Source organism: Acetobacter garciniae (genome assembly GCF_017377735.1).
Classification (GTDB): domain Bacteria; phylum Pseudomonadota; class Alphaproteobacteria; order Acetobacterales; family Acetobacteraceae; genus Acetobacter; species Acetobacter garciniae.
Genome location: NZ_JAFVMH010000001.1, coordinates 328,235 through 349,701, shown reverse-complemented (window position 1 = coordinate 349,701; position 21,467 = coordinate 328,235). Strand labels below are relative to the sequence as shown.

General features: G+C 66.6%; 19 protein-coding genes. 12 read left to right on the top strand and 7 right to left on the bottom strand.

Translation table 11 applies throughout. The features are described 5' to 3' along the window. Window positions 1-68 precede the first annotated feature (68 nt). The 6 genes from purM to J2D77_RS01540 all read left to right on the top strand — a co-directional run bounded on the left by purM (window position 69) and on the right by J2D77_RS01540 (window position 7,415). The gene (gene purM / locus J2D77_RS01565; protein ID WP_207844419.1) at window positions 69-1,151 is read left to right on the top strand and encodes a phosphoribosylformylglycinamidine cyclo-ligase; all 1,083 of its coding nucleotides are present in this window, start codon (window positions 69-71) and stop codon (window positions 1,149-1,151) included. After that, window positions 1,148-1,783, top strand: a complete 636-nt coding sequence (gene purN / locus J2D77_RS01560; protein ID WP_207844417.1) for a phosphoribosylglycinamide formyltransferase — start codon at window positions 1,148-1,150, stop codon at window positions 1,781-1,783. Before purM ends, purN begins: the two co-directional genes overlap by 4 nt. 8 nt (window positions 1,784-1,791) lie before the next feature. After that, window positions 1,792-3,222 (top strand): RsmB/NOP family class I SAM-dependent RNA methyltransferase, encoded by a 1,431-nt coding sequence (locus J2D77_RS01555; RefSeq protein ID WP_207844415.1) that lies wholly within the window; start codon window positions 1,792-1,794, stop codon window positions 3,220-3,222. A 190-nt stretch (window positions 3,223-3,412) separates the two neighbouring features. Then, window positions 3,413-4,117: a ribulose-phosphate 3-epimerase gene (rpe, locus tag J2D77_RS01550; RefSeq protein WP_207844413.1), complete on the top strand. Its 705-nt coding sequence runs from the start codon at window positions 3,413-3,415 to the stop codon at window positions 4,115-4,117. An 85-nt stretch (window positions 4,118-4,202) separates the two neighbouring features. Beyond that, a complete protein-coding gene (locus J2D77_RS01545; RefSeq protein WP_207844411.1) occupies window positions 4,203-6,281 on the top strand; it encodes a heparinase II/III domain-containing protein in 2,079 nt (692 codons plus the stop codon). Window positions 6,282-6,290: 9 nt separating this feature from the next. Further along, the gene (locus J2D77_RS01540; RefSeq protein ID WP_207844409.1) at window positions 6,291-7,415 is read left to right on the top strand and encodes a glycosyltransferase family 4 protein; all 1,125 of its coding nucleotides are present in this window, start codon (window positions 6,291-6,293) and stop codon (window positions 7,413-7,415) included. 126 nt (window positions 7,416-7,541) lie between these two features. On the opposite strand, the gene J2D77_RS01535 is transcribed toward J2D77_RS01540, so the two are convergent. The 3 genes from J2D77_RS01535 to coaE all read right to left on the bottom strand — a co-directional run bounded on the left by J2D77_RS01535 (window position 7,542) and on the right by coaE (window position 9,646). Continuing rightward, complete coding sequence (locus J2D77_RS01535; RefSeq protein WP_230975394.1) at window positions 7,542-8,150, bottom strand: hypothetical protein; 609 nt, start codon at window positions 8,148-8,150, stop codon at window positions 7,542-7,544. 225 nt (window positions 8,151-8,375) lie between these two features. Beyond that, on the bottom strand, window positions 8,376-9,050 hold the full coding sequence (gene dnaQ / locus J2D77_RS01530) for a DNA polymerase III subunit epsilon (RefSeq protein WP_207844407.1): 675 nt from the start codon (window positions 9,048-9,050) through the stop codon (window positions 8,376-8,378). Beyond that, window positions 9,047-9,646: a dephospho-CoA kinase gene (coaE, locus tag J2D77_RS01525; protein WP_207844405.1), complete on the bottom strand. Its 600-nt coding sequence runs from the start codon at window positions 9,644-9,646 to the stop codon at window positions 9,047-9,049. The genes dnaQ and coaE overlap by 4 nt, the downstream gene beginning before the upstream one ends. Before the next feature lie 358 nt (window positions 9,647-10,004). Between coaE and J2D77_RS01520 the strand changes: the two genes are divergently transcribed. Then, window positions 10,005-11,273 carry an amidase family protein gene (locus tag J2D77_RS01520; protein WP_207844403.1) on the top strand — a complete coding sequence of 423 codons (1,269 nt, stop codon included), beginning with the start codon at window positions 10,005-10,007 and terminating at the stop codon, window positions 11,271-11,273. A gap of 9 nt (window positions 11,274-11,282) precedes the next feature. On the opposite strand, the gene J2D77_RS01515 is transcribed toward J2D77_RS01520, so the two are convergent. The 3 genes from J2D77_RS01515 to J2D77_RS01505 all read right to left on the bottom strand — a co-directional run bounded on the left by J2D77_RS01515 (window position 11,283) and on the right by J2D77_RS01505 (window position 13,441). Continuing rightward, complete coding sequence (locus tag J2D77_RS01515) at window positions 11,283-12,251, bottom strand: shikimate dehydrogenase (protein WP_230975393.1); 969 nt, start codon at window positions 12,249-12,251, stop codon at window positions 11,283-11,285. Further along, window positions 12,248-13,060 carry an N-formylglutamate amidohydrolase gene (locus tag J2D77_RS01510; protein WP_230975392.1) on the bottom strand — a complete coding sequence of 271 codons (813 nt, stop codon included), beginning with the start codon at window positions 13,058-13,060 and terminating at the stop codon, window positions 12,248-12,250. Before J2D77_RS01510 ends, J2D77_RS01515 begins: the two co-directional genes overlap by 4 nt. Window positions 13,061-13,129: 69 nt before the next feature. Further along, complete coding sequence (locus tag J2D77_RS01505; protein ID WP_207844399.1) at window positions 13,130-13,441, bottom strand: hypothetical protein; 312 nt, start codon at window positions 13,439-13,441, stop codon at window positions 13,130-13,132. A gap of 397 nt (window positions 13,442-13,838) precedes the next feature. Between J2D77_RS01505 and argH the strand changes: the two genes are divergently transcribed. The 5 genes from argH (at window position 13,839) to galE (ending at window position 20,927) form a co-directional block, all read left to right on the top strand. Next, window positions 13,839-15,308, top strand: a complete 1,470-nt coding sequence (gene argH, locus J2D77_RS01500; protein WP_207844397.1) for an argininosuccinate lyase — start codon at window positions 13,839-13,841, stop codon at window positions 15,306-15,308. Then, the gene (locus J2D77_RS01495; protein WP_207844395.1) at window positions 15,305-15,448 is read left to right on the top strand and encodes a hypothetical protein; all 144 of its coding nucleotides are present in this window, start codon (window positions 15,305-15,307) and stop codon (window positions 15,446-15,448) included. Before argH ends, J2D77_RS01495 begins: the two co-directional genes overlap by 4 nt. A 162-nt stretch (window positions 15,449-15,610) precedes the next feature. Continuing rightward, a complete protein-coding gene (gene lysA / locus J2D77_RS01490; protein ID WP_207844394.1) occupies window positions 15,611-16,954 on the top strand; it encodes a diaminopimelate decarboxylase in 1,344 nt (447 codons plus the stop codon). Next, window positions 16,951-19,812, top strand: a complete 2,862-nt coding sequence (locus J2D77_RS01485; protein ID WP_407927062.1) for a DUF4175 domain-containing protein — start codon at window positions 16,951-16,953, stop codon at window positions 19,810-19,812. The genes lysA and J2D77_RS01485 overlap by 4 nt, the downstream gene beginning before the upstream one ends. A gap of 128 nt (window positions 19,813-19,940) precedes the next feature. Beyond that, entirely contained in the window at window positions 19,941-20,927 is a 987-nt protein-coding gene (gene galE, locus J2D77_RS01480; protein ID WP_207844391.1) for a UDP-glucose 4-epimerase GalE, read from the top strand. Window positions 20,928-21,082: 155 nt separating this feature from the next. Here galE and J2D77_RS01475 read toward each other — a convergent pair whose 3' ends face one another. Then, on the bottom strand, window positions 21,083-21,430 hold the full coding sequence (locus J2D77_RS01475; RefSeq protein ID WP_207844389.1) for an ArsR/SmtB family transcription factor: 348 nt from the start codon (window positions 21,428-21,430) through the stop codon (window positions 21,083-21,085). Window positions 21,431-21,467 lie beyond the last annotated feature (37 nt).

The window sequence follows — 21,467 nt, the reverse complement described above, 5'->3', positions numbered from 1 at the left end:
TCGCGGGAATGCTATCTCACCACGTTCCCGGCATCGACCTTATTCTCATTCTGACCAAGAGCGCACGCATGACGTCTTCCCCTCGCCCTCCCTCATCCGGTCTCACCTATCGTGACTCCGGCGTGGATATCGAAGCGGGCGAAGCCCTGGTTGACGCGATCCGCCCGGCCGCCAAGGCCACGGACCGGCCCGGCACCATGGGGGGGCTGGGTGGATTTGGCGCGCTGTTCGACCTGAAGGCCGCAGGCTTCAAGGACCCGGTCCTGGTTTCCTGCACCGATGGGGTGGGCACCAAGCTGACCCTGGCCATCGAAACCGACCTGCATGAGACCGTGGGCGTGGACCTTGTGGCCATGTGCGTGAACGACCTGATCGTGCAGGGGGCAGAACCGCTGTTCTTCCTGGACTATTTCGCAACGGGCCGCCTGTCCGTCGCCAGTGCGGCCAAGGTCGTGCGCGGGATCGCCCAGGGGTGCGAACAGTCGGGCTGCGCGCTGGTCGGTGGCGAAACGGCGGAAATGCCGGGCATGTATGCCGACGGGCATTACGATCTCGCCGGCTTTTCCGTGGGGGCCGCCGAACGCCATGCCCTGCTGCCCGCCGGGATCGTGGCGGGGGATACGCTGATCTCCCTGCCCTCATCCGGTGTGCATTCCAACGGGTTTTCGCTGGTACGGCGTATCGTGGCCGATGCCCACCTGGCCTGGACGGACCCCGCCGCCTTCGCCCCCGGCCAGACGCTGGGCGAGGCCTTCCTGACCCCCACGCGCCTTTACGTACAGTCTGTGCTGGCGCTGCATCGGGCCGGGCTGCTCCATGGCGCGGCCCACATCACGGGCGGGGGGCTGCCGGGCAACCTGCCGCGCGTGCTGCCCGAAGGGCTGGATGCCGTGATCGACCAGCCCTGGCCCGTGGCCCCGGTTTTCAAATGGCTGGCCCGCACGGGCAATGTGGATGACGAGGAAATGCTGCGCGTGTTCAACTGCGGGATCGGCATGGTGCTGGTGACCCCCGAGCCCGATCAGGCGCTGGACCTGCTGCGCGAAATGGGCGAGACGCCAACCGTCATCGGCCGTGTCGCCAATGCCGCGACCGCGCTCAGCAAGCCCGGGCTGCAAATGCTGGCGACACCGGATTTCCGCGCCGCATGACCTTCCAGCGCAGCACGGACCGCACGCCTGTCGCCATTCTGCTCAGCGGGCGGGGCAGCAACGCCACCGCCCTGATACGCGCAGCCCAAGACCCCGCCTTTCCCGCCAGGATCTGCCTGGTTCTGAGCAACCGCCCCCAGGCCCCCGGCCTTGATGTGGCCCGCGCGGCAGGCCTGCCTACCCTGGCCATAGACCACCGCCCCTACGGCAAGGATCGCGCGGCCCATGAACGCGCCATGCATGCCGCCCTGGAAGAGGCAGGCGCGCAGGCTGTCTGCCTTGCGGGTTACATGCGCCTGCTGACCCCGTTCCTGACACAGGCCTGGGCGGGGCGCATGCTCAACATCCATCCCAGCCTGCTACCCTCCTTCCCCGGGCTGCATACGCATGAACGCGCGTTGGAAGCGGGCGTGCGCGTGCATGGCTGCACGGTCCACCTGGTGACCGAGGGCATGGACGAAGGCCCCATCCTGGGCCAGGCAGCCGTACCCGTCCTGGCCGGTGACACGGCCGAAACCCTGGCTGCCCGCGTGCTGCGGCAGGAACACCAGCTTTACCCGCAGGCATTGCTGCATTTCCTGACCAACCATCCCCCTTGCGCCAGCAGTGCCGACGCCCTGCTGGTGGCCTGAGCCCTGTCATGACATCATCCGATCGCCCGAGCCGCCCCAAGACGCGCGGCCAATCTTCCCGCAGCCATGCACCGCGCGGCGCGGCCCCCGGCAACCCGGCACCGGGCCAGCCTTCGGGCGGGCCCGAACGCGGGGGGGCACCTGGCGGTAAACCCCGCCAGAAAGGGCACCCGCCGACCCCGCCCGACCCCACGCGCGATGTCGCCTTCGATATTTTATGCGGGGTGGTCGAACACCGCCGCATGCTGGAAAACAGCCTGACCCGCTCGGCCACCGCCCACCATGCCGAACCGCGCGACCGGGCGGCCGCCCACCGGATCGCGGCTGCAACGCTGCGCCATCTGGGCACGCTGCGCACCGCCCTTGAACCTTTCCTGCGCAAGGAACCGCCCGAGCCGGTGCGTGTCGCCCTGATGATGGGCTGCGCGCAGCTTCTGTTCCTGCAAACCCCGCCCCATGCCGCCGTGGGCACGACGGTCTCACTCCTGCGCAGGCGCAAGCTGGCCCCGTTCGCAGGTCTTGCCAATGCTGTGCTGCGCCGCGTTGCAGCCCAGGGCGATGCGGTGCTGGACGGGCTGGACCAGCCCCGGCTGGATATTCCCCCCTGGCTGTGGAGTTCATGGTCCGTGCTGGGGGCGGGCGTTCCGCGCGCCATTGCCCGGACACTGAGCCATGAAGCCCCGCTCGACATCACGCTGCGCCCGGGCGCTGTGCCGCCCGAAGGGGGCGTGCTGCTGCCCAACGGGTCATGGCGGTTCGAAAGCGGGACGCGCGTTACTGAACTGGCCGGGTATGAGGAAGGGGCTTTCTGGGTGCAGGACGCCGCAGCCACCCTGCCCGCCCGCCTGCTGAACGTGCAAAACGGCGAGCAGGTGCTGGATCTGTGCGCCGCCCCCGGTGGCAAGACCGCGCAACTGGCCGTGACCGGGGCCCATGTCACGGCCGTCGAGAACAACCCGGCCCGCATGGAACGGCTGATCGAAAACCTGGCCCGCCTGCGGCTGGACGTCAAAACCGTGCAGGCCGATGCCACCACCTACACGCCCGACGCCCCGCAGGACGCCATTCTGCTCGACGCCCCGTGTTCGGCCACCGGCACCGCGCGCCGCCACCCCGATGTGCTGTGGGTCAAGCGCCCGCGTGACCTTGCCGCCCTGACCGACATGCAGGACAAGATGCTGGCCGCGGCACGTGACATGCTCAAGCCCGGCGGCAGGCTGGTCTATGCCGTGTGTTCGCTGCAGGAGGAAGAAGGCCCGGCCCGTGCCCGCGCCGCCCAGGCCATGGGCCTGGTGCCCAGCCCCTTCACGCCCGAGGAACTGCCCTGCCTGCCACAGGCCATAACGCCGGAAGGCTGGTTACGCACGCATCCCGGCCTGTGGGCGGAACAGGGGGGGATGGACGGATTTTTCGCAGCCCGCTTCACCCGCCCGGCCTGACGGGGGCACCATAAAGCGGATAGTCACATGATGTTCACCCCGGCCCCATACAGGGGCCGCCGGGGAGCACGAAAAACCGTTTGAAAAAAAACACGCCAGCCCGGACAGTCACTCCCCGGGCACACCTTGGGCACCCCCAGGCCCATCCCGCCCACCGACTTTTCCTTTTCGCCTTTCGGATACACAGACCATGCGCCCTGTTTCCTGCCCCCTGATCGCCCCCAGCCTTCTCGCGGCTGATTTCACCCGGCTGGGCGAAGAGATCGAGGCCGTGGCCATGGCCGGGGCGGACTGGATCCATCTCGACATCATGGACGGGCATTTCGTGCCCAATATCTCCTTCGGCCCGGCCGTGGTCAAAGCCCTGCGCCCGCGCACGACCCTGCCGTTCGACGTGCACCTGATGATCGCCCCGGTCGACCCGTATCTGGAAGCCTTCGCCAAGGCGGGTGCCGACCAGATTCTCATTCATATCGAAGCGGGGCCCCATACCCACCGTTCGCTCCAGCTTATCCGCGCTTTGGGGGCCAGGCCCGGCATCGTACTGTGCCCCGCCACCCCGCCAGAGGCCATTGCCGAGGTCATGGACCTGGTGGACATCATTCTGGTCATGACCGTGAACCCGGGTTTTGGCGGGCAGAAATTCCTGCACAGCCAGTTGCCCAAGATCACCCGCCTGCGCGAAATGATCGCGCGCAGCGGGCGCGATATCCGCCTTGCGGTCGATGGCGGGATCGACGCCGCCACCGCCCCCCTGGCCACCCAAGCGGGCGCGGACGTGCTGATCGCGGGCAGCGCGGTTTACGGCAAGCCGGATTACGCTGCCGCCATGGCGGCCCTGCGCCCCGACGGCGCAGGCAACGCGCAGGCGGAATATTTACCCCTGCCACGCTGATGCCACGCTCTGGCCAAACATGAGGGACAGGCTGTAACCTAGCAAGGCTGTCCCGCCACCCGAACCATGGAGTTCTGACCCGCTGATGTCTTTACGCCACTGGACCCGTGGAGCCCGGCTCAGCTACGCGTTGCGCAACCCCGTTGGCGGGTTTGCCCGCATTCCCGACGCCCCGGCCGTTGTGCTGCGCGATCTCTGGCCGGGGAATGCCGCCGTGGGGGAACGGCTGGTCCGCAACCGGACCGAGTTCGATGGCGTGCCCCGTGCGCTCAAGCCCGGACAGTGGGATGACCCGTCCTGGCCCGTATCCTATCGGCGATGGTTGCAGGGCTTTACCTGGTTGCAGGACCTGCGCGAACTGGGGGCGGATTCCGCGCGGGTGCGCGCACGCACGCTGGTCGGGCACTGGCTGCGCCAGCCCCCCATGGAACGCGCCCTGGCCGACCCCGCCATTACGGGCACGCGCCTGGCCGCCTGGCTGGGATGCTACGAATTTTTCGCAGCCTCCGCCGATGACCGGTTCCACCACAACCTGATGGCGTCCTTCATCATGGAGGCCCGGTCCATCGCCGCCCTGATGCCCGAAGCCGTATCGGGCTGGCGGGCGTTGAGCGCGCTCAAGGGCCTGCTGGCCGTGGGCGTGTGCCTGCCGGATTACCCCGAATTCCTGGCCCGCTACCTGCGCCTGATCGATGAAACACTGGCCAGCCAGATCCATGCCGATGGCAGCCATTTCAGCCGCAGCCCTGAAGAGCAGTTCCAGGTCGTGCGCGAACTGGCTGAAATGCTCTATATCCTGCAAATGGCCAAGCTGCCGGTGCCCACGGCCCTGCTGGACGCGGCAAACCGCGCCACCCCCGCCCTGCGCGCCCTGCGCCATGGCGATGGCGGGCTGGCCCTGTTCAACGGCAGCACCGAACGCGACCCGACCCTGCTAGACCATGTGCTGAGCCGCGCATCCCGCACGCGGGTGGTCGCCGCCAGCCTGCCCGAAAGCGGCTTTGTCAGAATGACCGGCGGGCGCGCCCTGCTGCTGGCCGATGCCGGGGCCCCCGCCCCCGCGGCTTTCAGCCACGCGGCGCATGCGGGCATGCTGTCCTTTGAATTTTCATCGGGCCGGCAGAGGATTATCGTCAATTGCGGGTCCAGCCAGTTGCCGGGCTGGACAGAGGTTCTGCGCTACCCCCCGGCCCATTCCGTGCTGGACATGATCGGTGCATCCCCCATGCGGATCGAGGCGGATGGCACGGTCGCGAACCCGCCGCGCGTCACCCGTTCGCATGTCACGCATGATGGCGCGCACTGGCTGGAAATGACGCATGACGGCTACAAGCGCCAGGGCAAGGGTCTTTATTACCGCCAGCTTTACCTGAGCAAGGACGGGCAAAGCCTGCGGGGCGAGGAGAAACTGCGCGACGCCAGGCAGGGCGCACCGTTCTGCCTGCGCTTTCACCTGCACCCCGATATCATGGTGGAAGCCACGCCAGAGGGCTACCTTCTGCATACGGAAGAAGAAAGCTGGCAGTTCCTGTCCGACGCAATCATCAGCGTGGAAGAAAGCGTGTATCTGGGCCGGGGCAAGGTGGAGCGCACACGCCAGATCGTGCTGACACTGACCCCGCCCCCCGCAGCGGCGGAACCCGGGCCCGCAGCGCAGGCCGAAGCTTCGGGCGCACCCGACCAGCCCGCCGGGGATGCAGGCAAGCCCCCCGCTGGAAAGGGGCCCGCAGGGGAGGACGGAGCCACGCCGGGGCGGGAAGACAAACCCGCGGGCGAGACCACAACTGCACAGGCTGGCGGCAAGGCAGAGGACAAAGCCGGGACCAGAGAAGGACAGGCCGATCTATCGCGCGCTGCCCATGCCGTGCAGGGCGATACCGTTCCTGCCGTGGCACCGGAACAGCCCGACCAGTTACTGGCAACGCCGCCCGGCGAACAGCCCCCTGCCCCGGCACCCGCTGGTGAGCAGAGCGCACAGGCGACGGGCGAGCATGACAGTGCGAAAGCGCAGCTCCACGCCGAATCGGGTGCGACCGGCAAGCCGGACACGACCGCCGCGACACCCACCGGAACGCACAACGGCACACCCGCTGGCGCACCCGCCAATGCGGAGCCGCCTTTGCCGCGGGCCATTCACTGGGCCCTGACCCTTGTCAGCACGTAGACCCCGCGCGTGAAAATACTGGAAATTACCAACGTCGATTTCTCGCTCACGCATTTTCTGCTCCCCCTCATGCGGGCGCTGCGCGCGCAGGGACATGATGTGGTCGGTGTCTGCGCGGAAGGGGACCTGCTGCGCACCGCCCGGGCCGAGGGTTTCCGGATCGAGACACCGGCCCTGGCCCGGTCTTTTTCACCGCTGGCGCAGGCGCGCGCCTTTATCGCACTGGTCCGGCTCATCCGCCGCGAAAAACCCGATCTGGTGCATGCGCATATGCCGATCAGCGGCATTCTGGCACGGCTGGCGGCCAGATTATGCGGCGTGCCCTGCATTGCCTATACGTGCCACGGTTTCCTGTTCAACCAGCCGGGTTCGGCCCCACGGCGGGCACTGGCTCTGGTGCTGGAAATGCTCTGCGGCCGCGTGACGGATCTCTACCTCACCGTCTCGCGCGAGGAAGCGCGCGATGTGCGGCGGCTGCATATTCACCCCCACCCCATCGCCATCGGCAATGGCCGCAACAGCGCCGTTTTCCACCCCGACCCCACGGCCCGCGCCCGCATCCGGCGGGAACTGGGCACGCCGGAGGGCACGCCGGTCATTATCGCGGTCTCTCGCCTGGTGCGGCACAAGGGCTATCCGGAACTGCTGGCGGCCATGGGCGATGTGCATGGTGCCGAATTATGGATCGTGGGGGAACGCCTAGCCTCCGACCATGGGGCGGATATGGCGGGCTGCCTGGAAGACGCCAGCAGGCAGTTGGGGGACAGGCTGAAAATACTGGGCTACCGGACGGATATTCCCGCCCTGCTGGCCGCGGCCGATATCTTCACCCTGCCCAGTCATTTCGAAGGACTGCCCATGTCCATTATCGAAGCCATGCTGACGGGCCTGCCCGTTGTCGCCACCGACATACGCGGCCCGCGCGAACAGGTGGTACCCGGGCGCACCGGCCTGCTGGTACAGCCGGGCACGATCGAACCCCTGGCCGCGGCGCTGAACCAACTGGTCTCAGACCCGCAACAGGCCGCCGCAATGGGTGAAATGGGCCGCGAACGCGCCCTGTCCCTCTTCGAGGAAAGCGATATTATTGGCAGGACGGTCGAAATCCTGACCCGGGCCGCTGGCACAGCGTGAAGGCCCGCCGCTTTTGCGGATTATCTGGCAGAAATTACGCAGGCGAACAGAGCTTGCACGCGCCGAAAAAACCGGGCGTGGCCCCCCGGGCGGATGCGCGCGCCGCACCCTGAAGCAGGCTTTTGCCTAATGCACGCTCTTGCCGGCAGATACGTTCGCACTGGCCGTGTTCGCGCCAGCCGCATGCACACCGGCAGCATTGTCACTGGCGGCATTCGGGGTCGCAGGCGCAGCCGCGCCAGCCTTGTCCCCCGGGCTTTCGCCGGGTGCCGGGGCCGGCGGGTTCGCGGCGGTAACAAAACGCACGGTCAGGCGCGACGGCGAGGCCGCAAGGCGTCCGCCCGAACGGTTTTCCTGCAAGCGGATGCGAACACCGTCGTTATTTTCCATCAGGGAGCCCGAAACACCCGCACCGATCGTTGCCTCGCCCGAAAGGGCCCAGTACGTGCCCTCGAAATCCTCGACCCGTTGCAGGTTGTAAACCTTGCCCACGCTGGTGCCCGATGAAAACCCGATGGAGGCAGCCGATGCCCCCCGCACTTCGAACGGGTACTGGCGCCCGCCATAGGTCAGCACGCCATGGCCCCATGTATAGCCAAGGCCCAGGCTGGCGGAGCGGGAAATAAAGGTGACTTCAGCCGTGACCGGCCCCAGCGCCGTAGCCGCCTGCGCAGGCATGGACCAGACTCCGCACAGGGCGAGCGTAATTGCGAAACGGCAGGATGCTGGACGCATCGGGTAAGCTCCCTGTATCAGCGGCGGAACATGCGGGGCGGCCCCTTTTTCATCCCCGGTCCCGGCGGCATGGCAGCACCCTGGGCATCTACAATGAATATCGAGGCGAACGGCCCGGCAGCACAGGCGCTTTTTTCTTCTGGCCCTTCGACCATGGCACAGGCGTCACACTCTGCAAAGCCCTTTCAGGCACCGGTTGTGCGACACCCGGCTGCGTTGGAAAAGTCACGCATTCCAGAGCGGATCTTTCAATTTTTCAACAAAGGCCGTGTGCTGGGCCAGTTCGTGTTCCGTGGGCCTGATACGGATCATCCGGCGTTCAAGCGGGGCGTCGTATATGACGGTGGGCGCCTGGCCGCCCTCGGCCACCAGCCCCAGCCCGTGCTGCCGCCCGCCCATGAGTTCGATATACACCTCGGCCAGCAGCTTGCAGTCCAGCAGGGCGTTGTGGGTCGTGCGGGCCGAAAGGTCGATGCCAAAGCGCCGACATAGCGCGTCCAGGCTGTTGGGCATGCCCGCAAAGCGTTCGCGCGCCATGTCCAGCGTATCGACCATGCGGCTCATATCCAGCGTGGGATAGCCCGCGCGGGCCAGTTCCGCGTTCATGAAGCCGAAATCGAAGCGCGCGTTATGGGCTATCAGCGGATCGGTGCCGACAAATTCCAGGAAATCGGCCGCCACCTCGGCAAATTTCGGCTTGCCCTGCAGGTCGGCCAGCGTAAAGCCATGCACGCGGCTTGCCTCTTCCGGCACGTCGCGTTCGGGGTCGATCAGCACATGGAAATGCCGCCCCGTGGGCAGGTCGCCCACCAGTTCCAGGGCCGCGATTTCAATTACCCGATCGCCGGTCGCGGGGTCCAGGCCGGTTGTTTCCGTATCGAACAGAATCGAGCGTTTCATGCCTGTCTCCTGGCAAAGCGTTTACGGACAAACTGGCGCACCTGCCGTTTTGTATCCCCCAGCGCGCGGCCCGTGCGCAGGATTGTATCGGCCCGCAGGCGCCTGCGGGCATCGGGCATCTGCCTGGCCATCAGCTTGCGGGCTTCAGCCGGGGTCATGCCCCGGCGGGCCGCAACCCTGCGGGCCTGCACCCAGCGCGGGGCAGAGACCACCAGAACATGGTCGCACAGCCGGTCCCCCCCCGTTTCAAACAGAAGGGGAATATCCAGCACCACCCACCGCGTGCCCCGCCTGCGGTGGCGGGCCAGAAACCGCGCGCGGGCCGCACGTACCTGAGGGTGGATAATGGCTTCCAGCCGCGCCAGCAACTGCGGGCGCGCCATGACGGCCCGGCGCAGGGCCGCGCGGTCCAGCTTGCCCCCGATCATGGCGTCGGGCACCAGCCTGGCCATGGCCGAAAGCACCGGCCCCGGTTCGGACTGGAGGCGGCGCACCTGGGCATCGGCATCGAAAACCGGCATGCCCGCGCGTTCGAGCATGGCCGCCACAGTGCTCTTGCCCATGCCCATGCCGCCTGTCAGGCCCAGTATCTTCATGCCAGCCCCCCTCCAGGCGGTTCACGTCAATCCGGCGCTTTTGACGAACCGGTTTCTTCAAGCCAGTCTTATCACGACCGATCTTTATCATACCCGCCCGGGCCACGCCTGTCTGGTTCGCATGCCTCGACCGCCTGCCCAAACCCCGCCCGCCCGATCCGTGCCAACGATCCGTGCCAACGATCCGTGGGGGATACCGTGCGCCGGCACAGGCCGCCATCAAAACTTGACACCCCTCACAAATCCGCCATTCCGAAAGCCGGTATTCTTGCGGTCCTGAAAAAGGATTGACGATCATTGCGTTTTCGCACCAATGATCCGGAACCCTCGCCAAGACCAGAAATAGAAAAGTGATCGCGTGAACCAGTGCCATAGCTCCACTCTCGAACGGGCGAAGGCCCTGAACGCCATTGCCAGCGTGAACACGCCGGACCTTGCGGAACAAGCTGGCCCCCTTGTTCTGGTCAAGGACAATATCGCCACGGCCGGCATGCCGCTGACCGCCGGTTCGCCGTTTTTTGCCGATGTCGTGGCAGGCGCGGATGCAACCGCCATCAGGCTGCTGCGGGCGGCGGGCGCCAATCCGGCCATTCGAACCACATTGCACGAACTGGCCCTGGGCATTACCGGCGTCAATGCCTGGAGCGGTCCCATCCTCAACCCGTTCTGCGCGACCCGCGTGGCCGGTGGGTCCAGTGGCGGGTCCGCCGCCGCACTGGCCGTGGGGCTGGGCGATCTTTCTGTGGTGACGGGTACCGGTGGTTCCGCGCGTATCCCCGCGGCCCATTGCGGCGTGATCGGCTTCCGCCCAACGACCGGCAGATACCCGGCCGACGGCGTGGTGCATCTTTCCCCCAGCCGCGACACGATCGGGCTGATGGCGCGTGATTTACGCTGGATCATCTGGGCCGACACATTGCTGAGCGGGGAGACCAGCCGCCCCCCGCAGCAATCGGGCGCTGTTATCGGTGTTATGGAAGCAGCAGCACTCGATACGCTGGACCCGCACATTGCGGCCGCCTATCGCCGGCTATGCGATGTGCTGACGCGCTCAGGCCATTACCTGAAACCCGTCAGCCTGGACCCCATCGCCCGGCTTGACGCGCAATGCGGCATGACAATTGCCGCGCATGAGACATACCACGCCCTTTGCGCCGCCAGCGCGACCCTGCGGGACAGCACATTCGACGCCCTGGTCGAAGCTACGGCCAGCCCCGATGTGGCCGAGGTGCTGAAAGGCTGCGCGCAATACGCGCTGGACGCACCGGGGGATTACGCACAGGCCATGGGGATCGGCCTGCCCGCGCTGCGGGCGGGTTTTCGCGCAATATTCGCGGATGTTTCCTTCCTGCTGACACCAACCACGCCGTTTCTGCCACCCCTTGTGGAACAGACCGACGTGCTCACCCCACAAGGAGAAACGCTGCCGATATTTCCTGCCTATAGCCGTTTCACACGCCCCGACAGCATGGCGGGCCTGCCATCGCTGTCCTTTCCGGTAGAGGCCGGGCAACACGCCTTGCCGATGGGCATGATGCTTTCAGCCCCCCGCCACAGGGACCGCGCGCTGCTGCGCACGGTGCAGGATATTCTCAACATTCTGGAACCGGGCATACTGCCCGGCTAGGCCAGACGTTCAGCCCCGCAGGCTGGCCAGCACATAGGCCTGGGTGGCGTCGTCCACCTGCGGTTCCACACCGAACCATTCCGTAAAGCCCAGCCGGGCCTGGTGCAGCAGCATGCCAAGCCCGCCAACCGTTTGCAGCCCGCATTGCCGCGCTTCGGCCAGGAGGGGTGTCACCATCGGCACATAGACGATATCGGCCACCACCAGCCCCGCATTTGCACAGTCGAGACGGGGGCGGAACTGCGGGTCCGGCCCGCCTGCCATACCCAGCGAGGTCGTATTCACCAGCAGGCTGTAAGCGCCAAGTCGGTTTTCCCATTCATCCCAGGCTACCACGCCAAGGCCCGGCAGGGCGCTGGCCAGTTCCTTTGCCCGGGCGGCGGTGCGGTTGCTGACATGAACCCCCATGCCCTGGCCGAGCAATGCCGCCGCCACCGAACGCGCAGCCCCGCCTGCCCCCAGCACCAGCACCTGCGCGCCGGGTCTTATGGTGTGCCCTTCGGCCTGAAGGCTCGCGACAAAACCGGCGCCGTCGGTTGAAAGACCACGAATTTTTCCGTCGTCCTGAAAGATCAGCGTATTCACGGCCCCCGCCTGCGTAGCGGAGTCGTCCAGTATATCGGCCAGCCTGAAGGCTGCTTCCTTGTGCGGGATGGTGACATTCGCCCCCCTGAAACCCGCCGCCTGCAAGCCCCGCACCGCAACTTCGAACGCACCCGGCTGCACGGGTAGGGGCACATAGACCCCGTCCACCCCGTAACGGCGCAGCCAGTAATTATGCAGCACGGGAGAGCGGGAATGGCTGACCGGCCAGCCCAGTACGCCTGCAAGCCGGGCCTTGCCGGTAATGATCTGGCCCGCAGCGGCGTTGTCCACGGTGTTGCCGGAGGCAGCGGTAGCGGGCTGGTGCGTTGCCTCGCCCGCGCCTGTGCGGGGCATCTGCCCGCCGTCCCGGGCGGATGGGGTGCGCGCTGTCATGGCGTGTCTTCTCCATACCGGTCGCAGAATGCGCGCCATGCCTGGGGCAGCAGGCGGGCCAGGCGTTCGGCCCAGGCAGCCTGCCCTTCGGGCTGGGCGATCAGATCCTGGCGGATTTCCAGTTCGATATAAGGCAAGGCGCGCTGTTCGCCATGTACGGGAATTGTGTAATCCGACGTATCGGTCAGGGCGTAGGGTTCGTTATCGCCTACTGTCAGCCCTTCATGCCGCAGCAGGTCGAGCATGATATGGGCCAGCCGCGAATCCTTGTTATGCAGCACACCCGCATGCCAGGGCCGCGCCTTGCCCCGCATGACCGGGGTGAAGCTGTGCAGGGCGACCACGACCGTGGGCCGGTTCCGGCTTGCGCGCGCGCTCAGTTCGCGGCGGATACGATCGTGATAGGGGTGCAGAATAACCTGTTCGCGCCAGGCGATATCCTGCGCGCACAGGCCCTGGTTACCGGGAACCGGCGTGCCATCGCTTTCACGCACGATGGAGGTCGGGTGGCCGGGGGCACGGTTACAGTCGATCACCAGCCGGGAATAGACCTGTTCGATCAGCACCGCCGGCAGGGCATCCGCAAGGCGGCGGCCCACGCCATCGATCCCGATATCCCAGCCGATATGGCGTGCGCGCTCGGTCGCACACACACCCAGATCGCCCAGTTCGGCGGGGATTGCCTGCCCCGCATGGTCGCTGACCAGCACGAACGGACCACCCGTATCGCGCCCGTATACGGCAAAGCTTTCTACGGCTTTTGCGGTCCTTGATTCCGTGGCCAAGCCGACCGGTTCGCGACCTGTCATGATCGCGCTGTTTCGCATGCTGTCATTCGTCCCTGCCCTGCCCCCCTCCGGCACCACCTGCCCGGCCTTTCAGCGGGCCGAGGATACGACCACGGCCGCAAGGTCGGCCTGCGCACGCACGGTGCCCGCGTCTTCCCCGCCAAGGGCTTCCGCATCCAGTCCGCTGCCATCCAGCGCATAGACAAGATAGGCGGGGTCCGCACCATCCAGCGCTTCCTCGCTGGCTTCGTCATAGCTGTGGGCGGCGACATATTCCGGGCCGCGCATTTTTTCTTCCAGGCGACGTACGGCGGCAACCGGGCTTTCGGCCCGGATGACTTCAAGCAGCACGTTCATGCCCGGATCGATCACGCCATAGGTTGCAAGCTTGTCTGTCGTCATGGTTCGTAAACTCCGTAAATGTCTGTTGCCTTATTAAGCAGAAAAATACGCTCGGGCCCATCCCCGCTCCCGGGCGCGCATGCAGGGCTGCCGCGCGTGGTGGACCCCGCGCAGCGATACGGTGATACTGCCCGGTGATTCCTTTCCCCGTAATGCTGCCCAATAATCCCGCCTGATGATCCCGCCCCATGGTCCCGCCCGATCAGGAGCGGAACAGCACGGTCTGCACATAATGGCCCGGGGCATTGCGTGACTGCTGCGCCGTTTGCACCAAAGACGCGGCCCCGGTAGGGTTAGGTGCTTTGCATTCGCGCCGGAGCGGTATAAATCGTGGCGGTATCAACCGGCACATTCCCGGCACATCATGTGTACGCAGTCGAACAGGTAAGCCCAACATATGTCTTTGACCAGCCAGAGCAACGCGGAACCGGCCACGCAGGGCCATGCCAATGTGCAGTGGGGCGGGCGCTTCGCGGGTGGTCCTTCACAAATCATGCAGGCCATCAACGCATCCATCAGCTTCGACAAGGTCATGTGGAAGCAGGATATCGAAGGCTCGCTGGCGCATGCGGCCATGCTGGCCCATGTCGGCATTATTTCCGCCGGGGACGAAGCAGCCATCCGCCAGGGCCTGGCAGATATCGGCCAGGAGATCGAAAGCGGATCCTTCGTGTTTTCCGAAGCCCTGGAAGACATCCACATGAATATCGAAGCCCGGCTTTCCGAACGGGTGGGCGAAGCGGGCAAGCGGCTGCATACCGCACGTTCGCGCAACGACCAGGTGGCGACCGACTTCCGCCTGTGGGTGCGTGACGCCATAGACGGGCTGGACCGGCAGGTGGCCTCCCTCATGCGGGCACTGGCCCGCCGGGCGGAAGAACACGCAGCCGACCCCATGCCCGGCTTCACCCACCTGCAGACCGCCCAGCCCGTGACCTTCGGCCACCACCTGATGGCCTATGTGGAAATGCTGGCCCGCGACCGCGGCCGCCTGGCCGATACCCGCCGCAGGCTGAACGAATGCCCGCTGGGTTCGGCCGCCCTGGCCGGCACGTCCTTCCCCATCGACCGGCGCATGACGGCGGGGCTGCTGCATTTCGACCGCCCCACGGCCAATTCGCTCGACGCCGTGTCGGACCGGGATTTCGCGCTGGAATTCCTGTCCGCCCTGTCGATCATGGCCATGCATCTGTCGCGCATGGCAGAGGAAATCGTGATCTGGTGTTCCTCCCCCTTTTCCTTCATCCGCCTGTCCGACGCGTTCACGACCGGTTCGTCCATCATGCCGCAAAAGCGCAACCCGGATGCGGCCGAACTGGTGCGCGCCAAGACCGGGCGCATGACCGGCAGCCTGGTCGGGCTGCTGACGGTCATGAAGGGCCTGCCGCTGGCCTATGCCAAGGACATGCAGGAAGACAAGGAACCCGTGTTCGCGGCAACCGATGCCGCCGCCCTGTGCCTTGCAGCCTGTGACGGCATGGTGCGCGACATGACGGCCAACACCCAGCAGATGCGCGCCTTGGCGGGGTCGGGCTATTCCACCGCCACCGACATTGCGGACTGGCTGGTGCGCGTGCTCAAGCTGCCGTTCCGCACTGCCCACCATGTTACCGGCAAGCTCGTCGCGCGGGCAGAAGAAAAGAACATCGGCCTGGCGGAACTGAGCATCGAGGACATGCGCGCGGAAGAGCCGGGCATTACCGAGGATATCTATTCCGTGCTCAGTGTCGATGCCTCCATCGCCTCGCGCACCAGCGAAGGCGGCACCGCGCCGGATAATGTCCGCGCGCAGGCCCGCCGCTGGCTGCATGCCCTTTCGGCCGAGGCTCCGGCAGCCCCCGAACCCGTCGCGGAATCCCGGCCATGACCGCGCGGCTGATGTTCGGCCTGGCGCTGGCCACGTTTTTATTCCTGCCCCTGGCCGCGTGCGGCAAGGTGGGCTCCCCCCACGAACCGGGGCCGGCCAGCAAGATCACCTACGGGCGGGTCTACCCGCCGGATGAATAAGCAGCACCCTGCCCATTTTGGCACCGGCTGCCCCCATCCCCCGGCCCTGGCAGGGTCAGCCGTGGCGGTGCCGGGGCCCCATAATCGTGCTGGCGGCCGTGCTTTCGGTCCTGCCGGATAAATCCACCGACATCGTGTCTGTTCCAAGGCTTCGTTCGCCTCATGGCTGATTTACCTGTTTACACGGACCCCGACCCCACCGGGGCGGAACTGCTGGCCACCCACCCGCATCTGCGCATGGATGCCACCTGCGGGCTGATGCTCGAAGGCGTGGCGCTGAACGCCATAGCCGATGCGGTGGGCACGCCCTGCTGGGTGCTGGGCGGGGGCACGCTCAAGCGTCGGCTCGCACGCATGCGGGCCGCCATGCGCGATGCCGGGCTGGACGTTGGCATTCACTACGCCGTCAAGGCCAATGACCACCTGGCCGTGCTCGACCTCATCGGGCGCGAAGGCTACGGGGCGGATATTGTCAGCGGTGGGGAACTGGCGCGCACGCAAAAGGCAGCGATCGCGCCCGCGCGCATCGTGTTTTCGGGCGTGGGCAAGACCGATGCGGAGCTTGAGCAGGCCATAGGCCTTGGCATCGGCCAGATCAACGTGGAAAGCGCCGAAGAACTGGCGATCATTTCCGCCATCGCCACCCGCATGGGTCGGACCGCACGCGTGACCCTGCGCGTCAACCCGGATGTAGACGCGAAAACCCACGCCAAGATCACGACCGGGCTGGCCGCCAACAAGTTCGGCATTCCCTTTGACAATGCGCTGGGTCTGTACGCCCGCGCCTCCAGCCTGCCCGGCGTGCAGGCATTGGGTTTTTCCACCCATATCGGCAGCCAGATCCTGACAACCGGCCCCTACCGCGCGGCCTATGCAAGGGTGGCCGAACTGGTACGCGCCGCGCGGCAGGCGGGGCTGGACGTCAGCACGGTGGATTGCGGCGGAGGGCTTGGCATTTCCTACCGCACGGAGCCCGAGGGCCAGCCCGAAGCACTGGCGGGGGCCATCAAGGCCGAACTGGGGGATCTGGGCGTGCGCCTTGCCATTGAGCCCGGGCGCTGGCCCATAGGGCCTGCGGGGGTACTGCTCAGTTCTGTCATCCTGCGCAAGGAAGCCGGGATGGATGTGCCGTTCGTCATAACCGACGCCGCCATGAACGACCTGGCGCGGCCCAGCATGTACGATGCCTGGCACGGCATTGTGCCGCTGGCCCCGCATGCGCCGGGCCAGGCCGTTGCAGCCACCCATGTGGTGGGGCCGGTCTGCGAAAGTGGTGATACCTTCGCGCGCGACCGCCTGCTGCCCCCGCTGGCGCGCGGCGAACGTATAGCCATTCTCGACACCGGGGCGTATGGTTCAGTCATGAGTTCCACCTACAACAGCCGCCCCCTGGCGGCGGAAGTTCTCGTTGAAGATGGAACATGGCAAGTCATACGCCCAAGACAGGCGGTGAAGGAGCTATGGCAGGATGAAATCATACCGACCCATGCTACCGAACAGGCGTGACCATGGGCGGGCCGGAGCATAGCCTGACCGCCCCGACCGCACCGAACGGAGCGCCCCACGTTCCGGATGGCGAGGCCACATCCCCCCCCATGGCCCTGGCCCGGCACCTGGCCGCCATGCGCCAGCGCGCAGGGCTGGTCCTGCGCGTGGAATATCTGTGGCCCGCCCTGCTGCCCCCTGCTGCCCTGCTGGGGCTTTACTGCCTGGCCGGCCTGCTGCGCCTGCCCCAGCACCTGCCCGACAGTGCCCGCCTTGTCCTGCTTGTCGGCTGGCTGGGCCTGTGCGGCTGGCGCCTGCGCGCAGGCTTGCGCCAGGTTGCCCACCCCACCCCCACCGCCATCGATCGCCGGATCGAGCAGGCCTCGGGCCTGGCCAATGCCCCGCTGAGCACGCTTGCCGACCGGCCCGCGCCATCGCCCGACGCACGCACCGCATTTTTATGGCAAGCACACCAGCAACGTGTTCTGGCATCCCTTGGCAGGCTGCGCACCGGCTGGCCGCATCTGCTGCCCCGGGGCAGGCTGGCCCGCGCCACAGGGGCGGCTCTGCTGGCGGCCCTGCTCGTAACCGGCGGGCTGGCCGGATCGTCCGCCCCGGGGCGAATTCTGGCAGCCTTCATCCCCGGCCGGGATGACCCCGACGTGCCCCTGCCCCGTGTGGAAGCGTGGATCACCACACCCGCCTACACGCCCGATGCCCCTGTTTTCCTGAATACGGGGGGCGATGGCGCCTCCGCCCCGGCGGGCACCGTGCCCCTGCCGCAGGTGCCCCAGGGTTCGCGCCTGACGGCCATTGTCTCGGGCATTGCCACCCCGCCCGTGCTGCGCGAACGCGGCGGGCTGGTTCTGGATCAGCGCAGCATGCAGCAGCTCGATGCGCATAGCTGGCGGCTGAACGCCACCCTGGCCCATGGCGGCACGGTGCGGCTGGCCGGGCGTGGGCGCACGCTGGCCTTGTGGCCGGTCACGGTGCTGCCCGACGCACAGCCCAGTGTAAAATGGGGCCCCAACCCCGGCGCCCCCAAGGGCGAATGGCGCACGCGCCTGCCGTATGAGGCCAGCCATGCCTATGGCCTGTCCGCGCTTACGATCGAGATGCGCCTGGCCCACCCCGCGCGCGGCATGACCGACACCCGCGTGCTCAGCCTGCCCGTAACACTGGCCGGGCACCCGCATTCCATCAAGGGCATGCTCACCCCCGACCTGTCCGAAGACCCCTGGGCGGGCATGGAGGTCACGGGCAGGATCGTCGCGCAATCGCTCAGCGGCCGCCGGGCCGAAAGCACCCCCGCCACGTTCAGCCTTGGCGCGCGGGTCTTTCATTCCCCGCTGGCCCGCGCCATTCTGGACGTGCGCAGGCGCTTTGCCCTGGGGCAGGAAAACCGCGCCGATACCGCCAGCGACCTGGAAGCGCTGGGTGACGCGCCGGGCCCGATCCACGACCATAGCGGCATGTTCCTCAACCTGGCCGCCGTGATCGCCATGCTGGACAACAGCCTGACCGACCCGCACACGGCCCTGGTCGGGGCCACGAACATGCTGTGGGACCTGGCGCTGGATATAGAAGACCGCCGCGACGGGGATGAAGCCAGCGCCCAGGCATCGCTCGACGTGCGGGCGGCGCAGGCGGCCGTGGCGCAGCAACTGGCCCGGCTGCGGGCCAGCGGCGCACAGGACCAGAACGCCAAAACGGAGCTGGATAACAGGCTCCAGGCCCTGCGTGAGGCCATCAGCCGCAAGATGCAGGCTCTGGCGGATGCCGCCCTGCGCAACCACACCGCCATTCCCGACCTGCCGGGCTTTTCCGCCGCCGGGAACAAGGCGTTTTCCAACCTGATGAAGCAGTTGCAGTCCGACGCCGCCAATGGCCATTCGGAAGATGCGCTCAAACGCCTGCAGGATATGGAAAACGCCACCGAGCGCATGCGCAACGCCACACCGCAGGACCTTGCCGCCCTGGCCCGCCAGATGCTGGCCCAGCAGAAAGCGCAGGAGCAGATGGCTGCGGCCACCGACCTTGCCGCGCGCCAGACCGGCCTGCTCGACCACGCCCAGTCCCGCCTGGACGAACGCCTGCGCGCCCAGGCCCACCGCCAGAACGACCTGGCCGACGATGGCGATGGCGAGGCCTCGAACTACACCTCCATGCCGACATCGGAACTGTTGCGCCAGCTTGGCCTGCCGGTGCCGCAGGAGAATGAACAGGCCAACACGCCGCCGGCTCCTCCCCCCCCCATGCCCGACCCCGCCAAGGCCGAGGCACAGGCCAATGCGCGCCGCGGCGAACGCGCGACCCAGCACGCGCTTGAACGCGCGACGGAAGAACTGCAAAACGAATTCAAGGCACTGACAGGCAAGACCCCCACCGCCTATGACGACGCCCGCACCCATATGCGCGACGCCCGCAAGGCCCTGGCCGACGGGGATGACGCCGCTGCCGCCACGGCGGAAGAAAAAGCGCTTGAAGACCTGCGCAAGGGCCAGCAGCAGATGCGTGAAGCCATGAAGGGGAACGGCCAGAACAGCACGCCCAGCTTCCTGCCGTCCTTCGGCAGCCCGTCCGAGGATTCCTCATCCGGGTCGGGGGGGAGCGAACAGGGTGAAAACGGCAGCGGCCAGCCGACCGACGAGTCCGACGGCGCGGACGATCACGACCCCACATCGGCCAAGCGTGACCCGCTGGGCCGCAAGCTGGGCGAAGGCAGCGACCAGTCCCCCGATGACAGCACCCATATTCCCGATACCGTCACCCGCCAACGCGCGCGGGAGATCGAGCAGGAACTGCGCCGCCGCGATTCCGACCGCACCCGCCCGCAACAGGAACTGGACTATCTGGACCGGCTTCTCAAACCGTTCTGAGGAACCGGCCCCACCGTGGCGGTGTTTGTAAAACACCCTGAACCCGCAGCGAAAAGCCCATGCCGGGCCAGCGCCCCGATCGCGCCAACCCGGCCCAACCACCCCAACCCTGAAGGATAGGCAAGACCATGGCTCGTTTTCTCGTGACCGGAGGTGCCGGCTATGTCGGCAGCCATGTTGTTCTGGCCCTGCTGGATGACGGGCATGAGGTGGTCGTATTCGATAACCTGCGCACCGGCCACCGCGCCGCCGTGCCCGAAGCCGCCAGTTTTGTGCTGGGTGATATTGCCGATATCCCCAAGCTGGACAGCCTGCTGGCCCATGGCCCGTGGGATGGTGTCCTGCATTTTGCGGCCCTGTCCCTTGTGGGCGAAAGCATGCAGCACCCCATGCTGTATATGAGCGCCAATGCCGGGTACGGCTACGGACTGATCGATGCCTGCGTGCGCCACGGGATCAAGCGCTTTGTGTTTTCCTCCACCGCCAACCTGTTCGGCGCGGCCGGGGAAGGCCCGATTGACGAAGACACGCCCATAGACCCCGGCTCCCCCTACGGCGAGAGCAAATACATGGTCGAGCGCGCCCTGCACTGGGCCGATCGGATTTATGGCCTGCGCAGCGCGTGCCTGCGCTATTTCAACGCCGCCGGGGCCGACCCCGCCGGGCGCGCGGGAGAAGACCACCGGCCCGAAACCCACCTGATCCCGCTGGTGATCGATGCCGCCCTGGGCAGGCGCCCTGCCCTGACCCTGTTCGGCCAGGACTACCCCACGCCGGACGGCACCTGCATTCGCGATTATGTCCATGTCAGCGATCTGGCGCGCGCGCATCTGGCCGTGCTGCCGCTTTTGAACGAGCGCAGCGTGGTGTTCAATGTCGGCACGGGGCGGGGCAATTCCAACCGCGAAATTATCGACGCGGTCGGCCGTGTCAGCGGGCTGGAAGTGCCCTGGCAGGGTGGCGCGCGCCGGGCGGGCGACCCCGCAAGCCTGGTGGCCAGCCCCACCCGGTTGATGCAGGCCACCGGCTGGGCACCGGAATTTACGGATATCGACCGGATCGTGCAGACCGCCTTCGCCTGGCGCAAGACACACCCCGAGGGCTATGGCGGCTGAAACACTGGGTTAACCCCCGCGGGCAGCAGATCCTGTGAACCTATAAAAGTTTTTGGTGAAGTTTTTTTCAAAAAGCTTCAGAGAACGTCGCCTTTTTGAAAAAAGGCGACATCCAAAAACTTTTATTACTTATCAATCAGTTGTCGGCGCACCCTTTACGCATCCACCGTGCCGGGTTGGCGGGCTGCGCTCCCCTCCTCCTGCGCCAGGGCGGCCAGGATCGTGGCCAGCAGGCCGGGGAAGCGCGCATCCAGTTCCTGGGTGCGCAGGCTGTTCATATGGGTCACCCCCACCACATCCGTGCGGACCAGCCCCGCTTTGCGCAACACCGAAAAATGGTGCGAAACCGAGGATTTCGGTCGCCCCGCCTGCAAGGGCCCGCAGGGCTGCGGCTGGGCCTGGGCGAGCTTGCGCACGATGGAAAGCCTGAACGGGTCCGACAGCGCATGCAGGATATGCAGCACCTGAAAGTCAGCCGCCACGGGGTGATCGTATTGCTTCATGTCCTACACCTTACAACTTTCCCCTTGCCCCACCCAA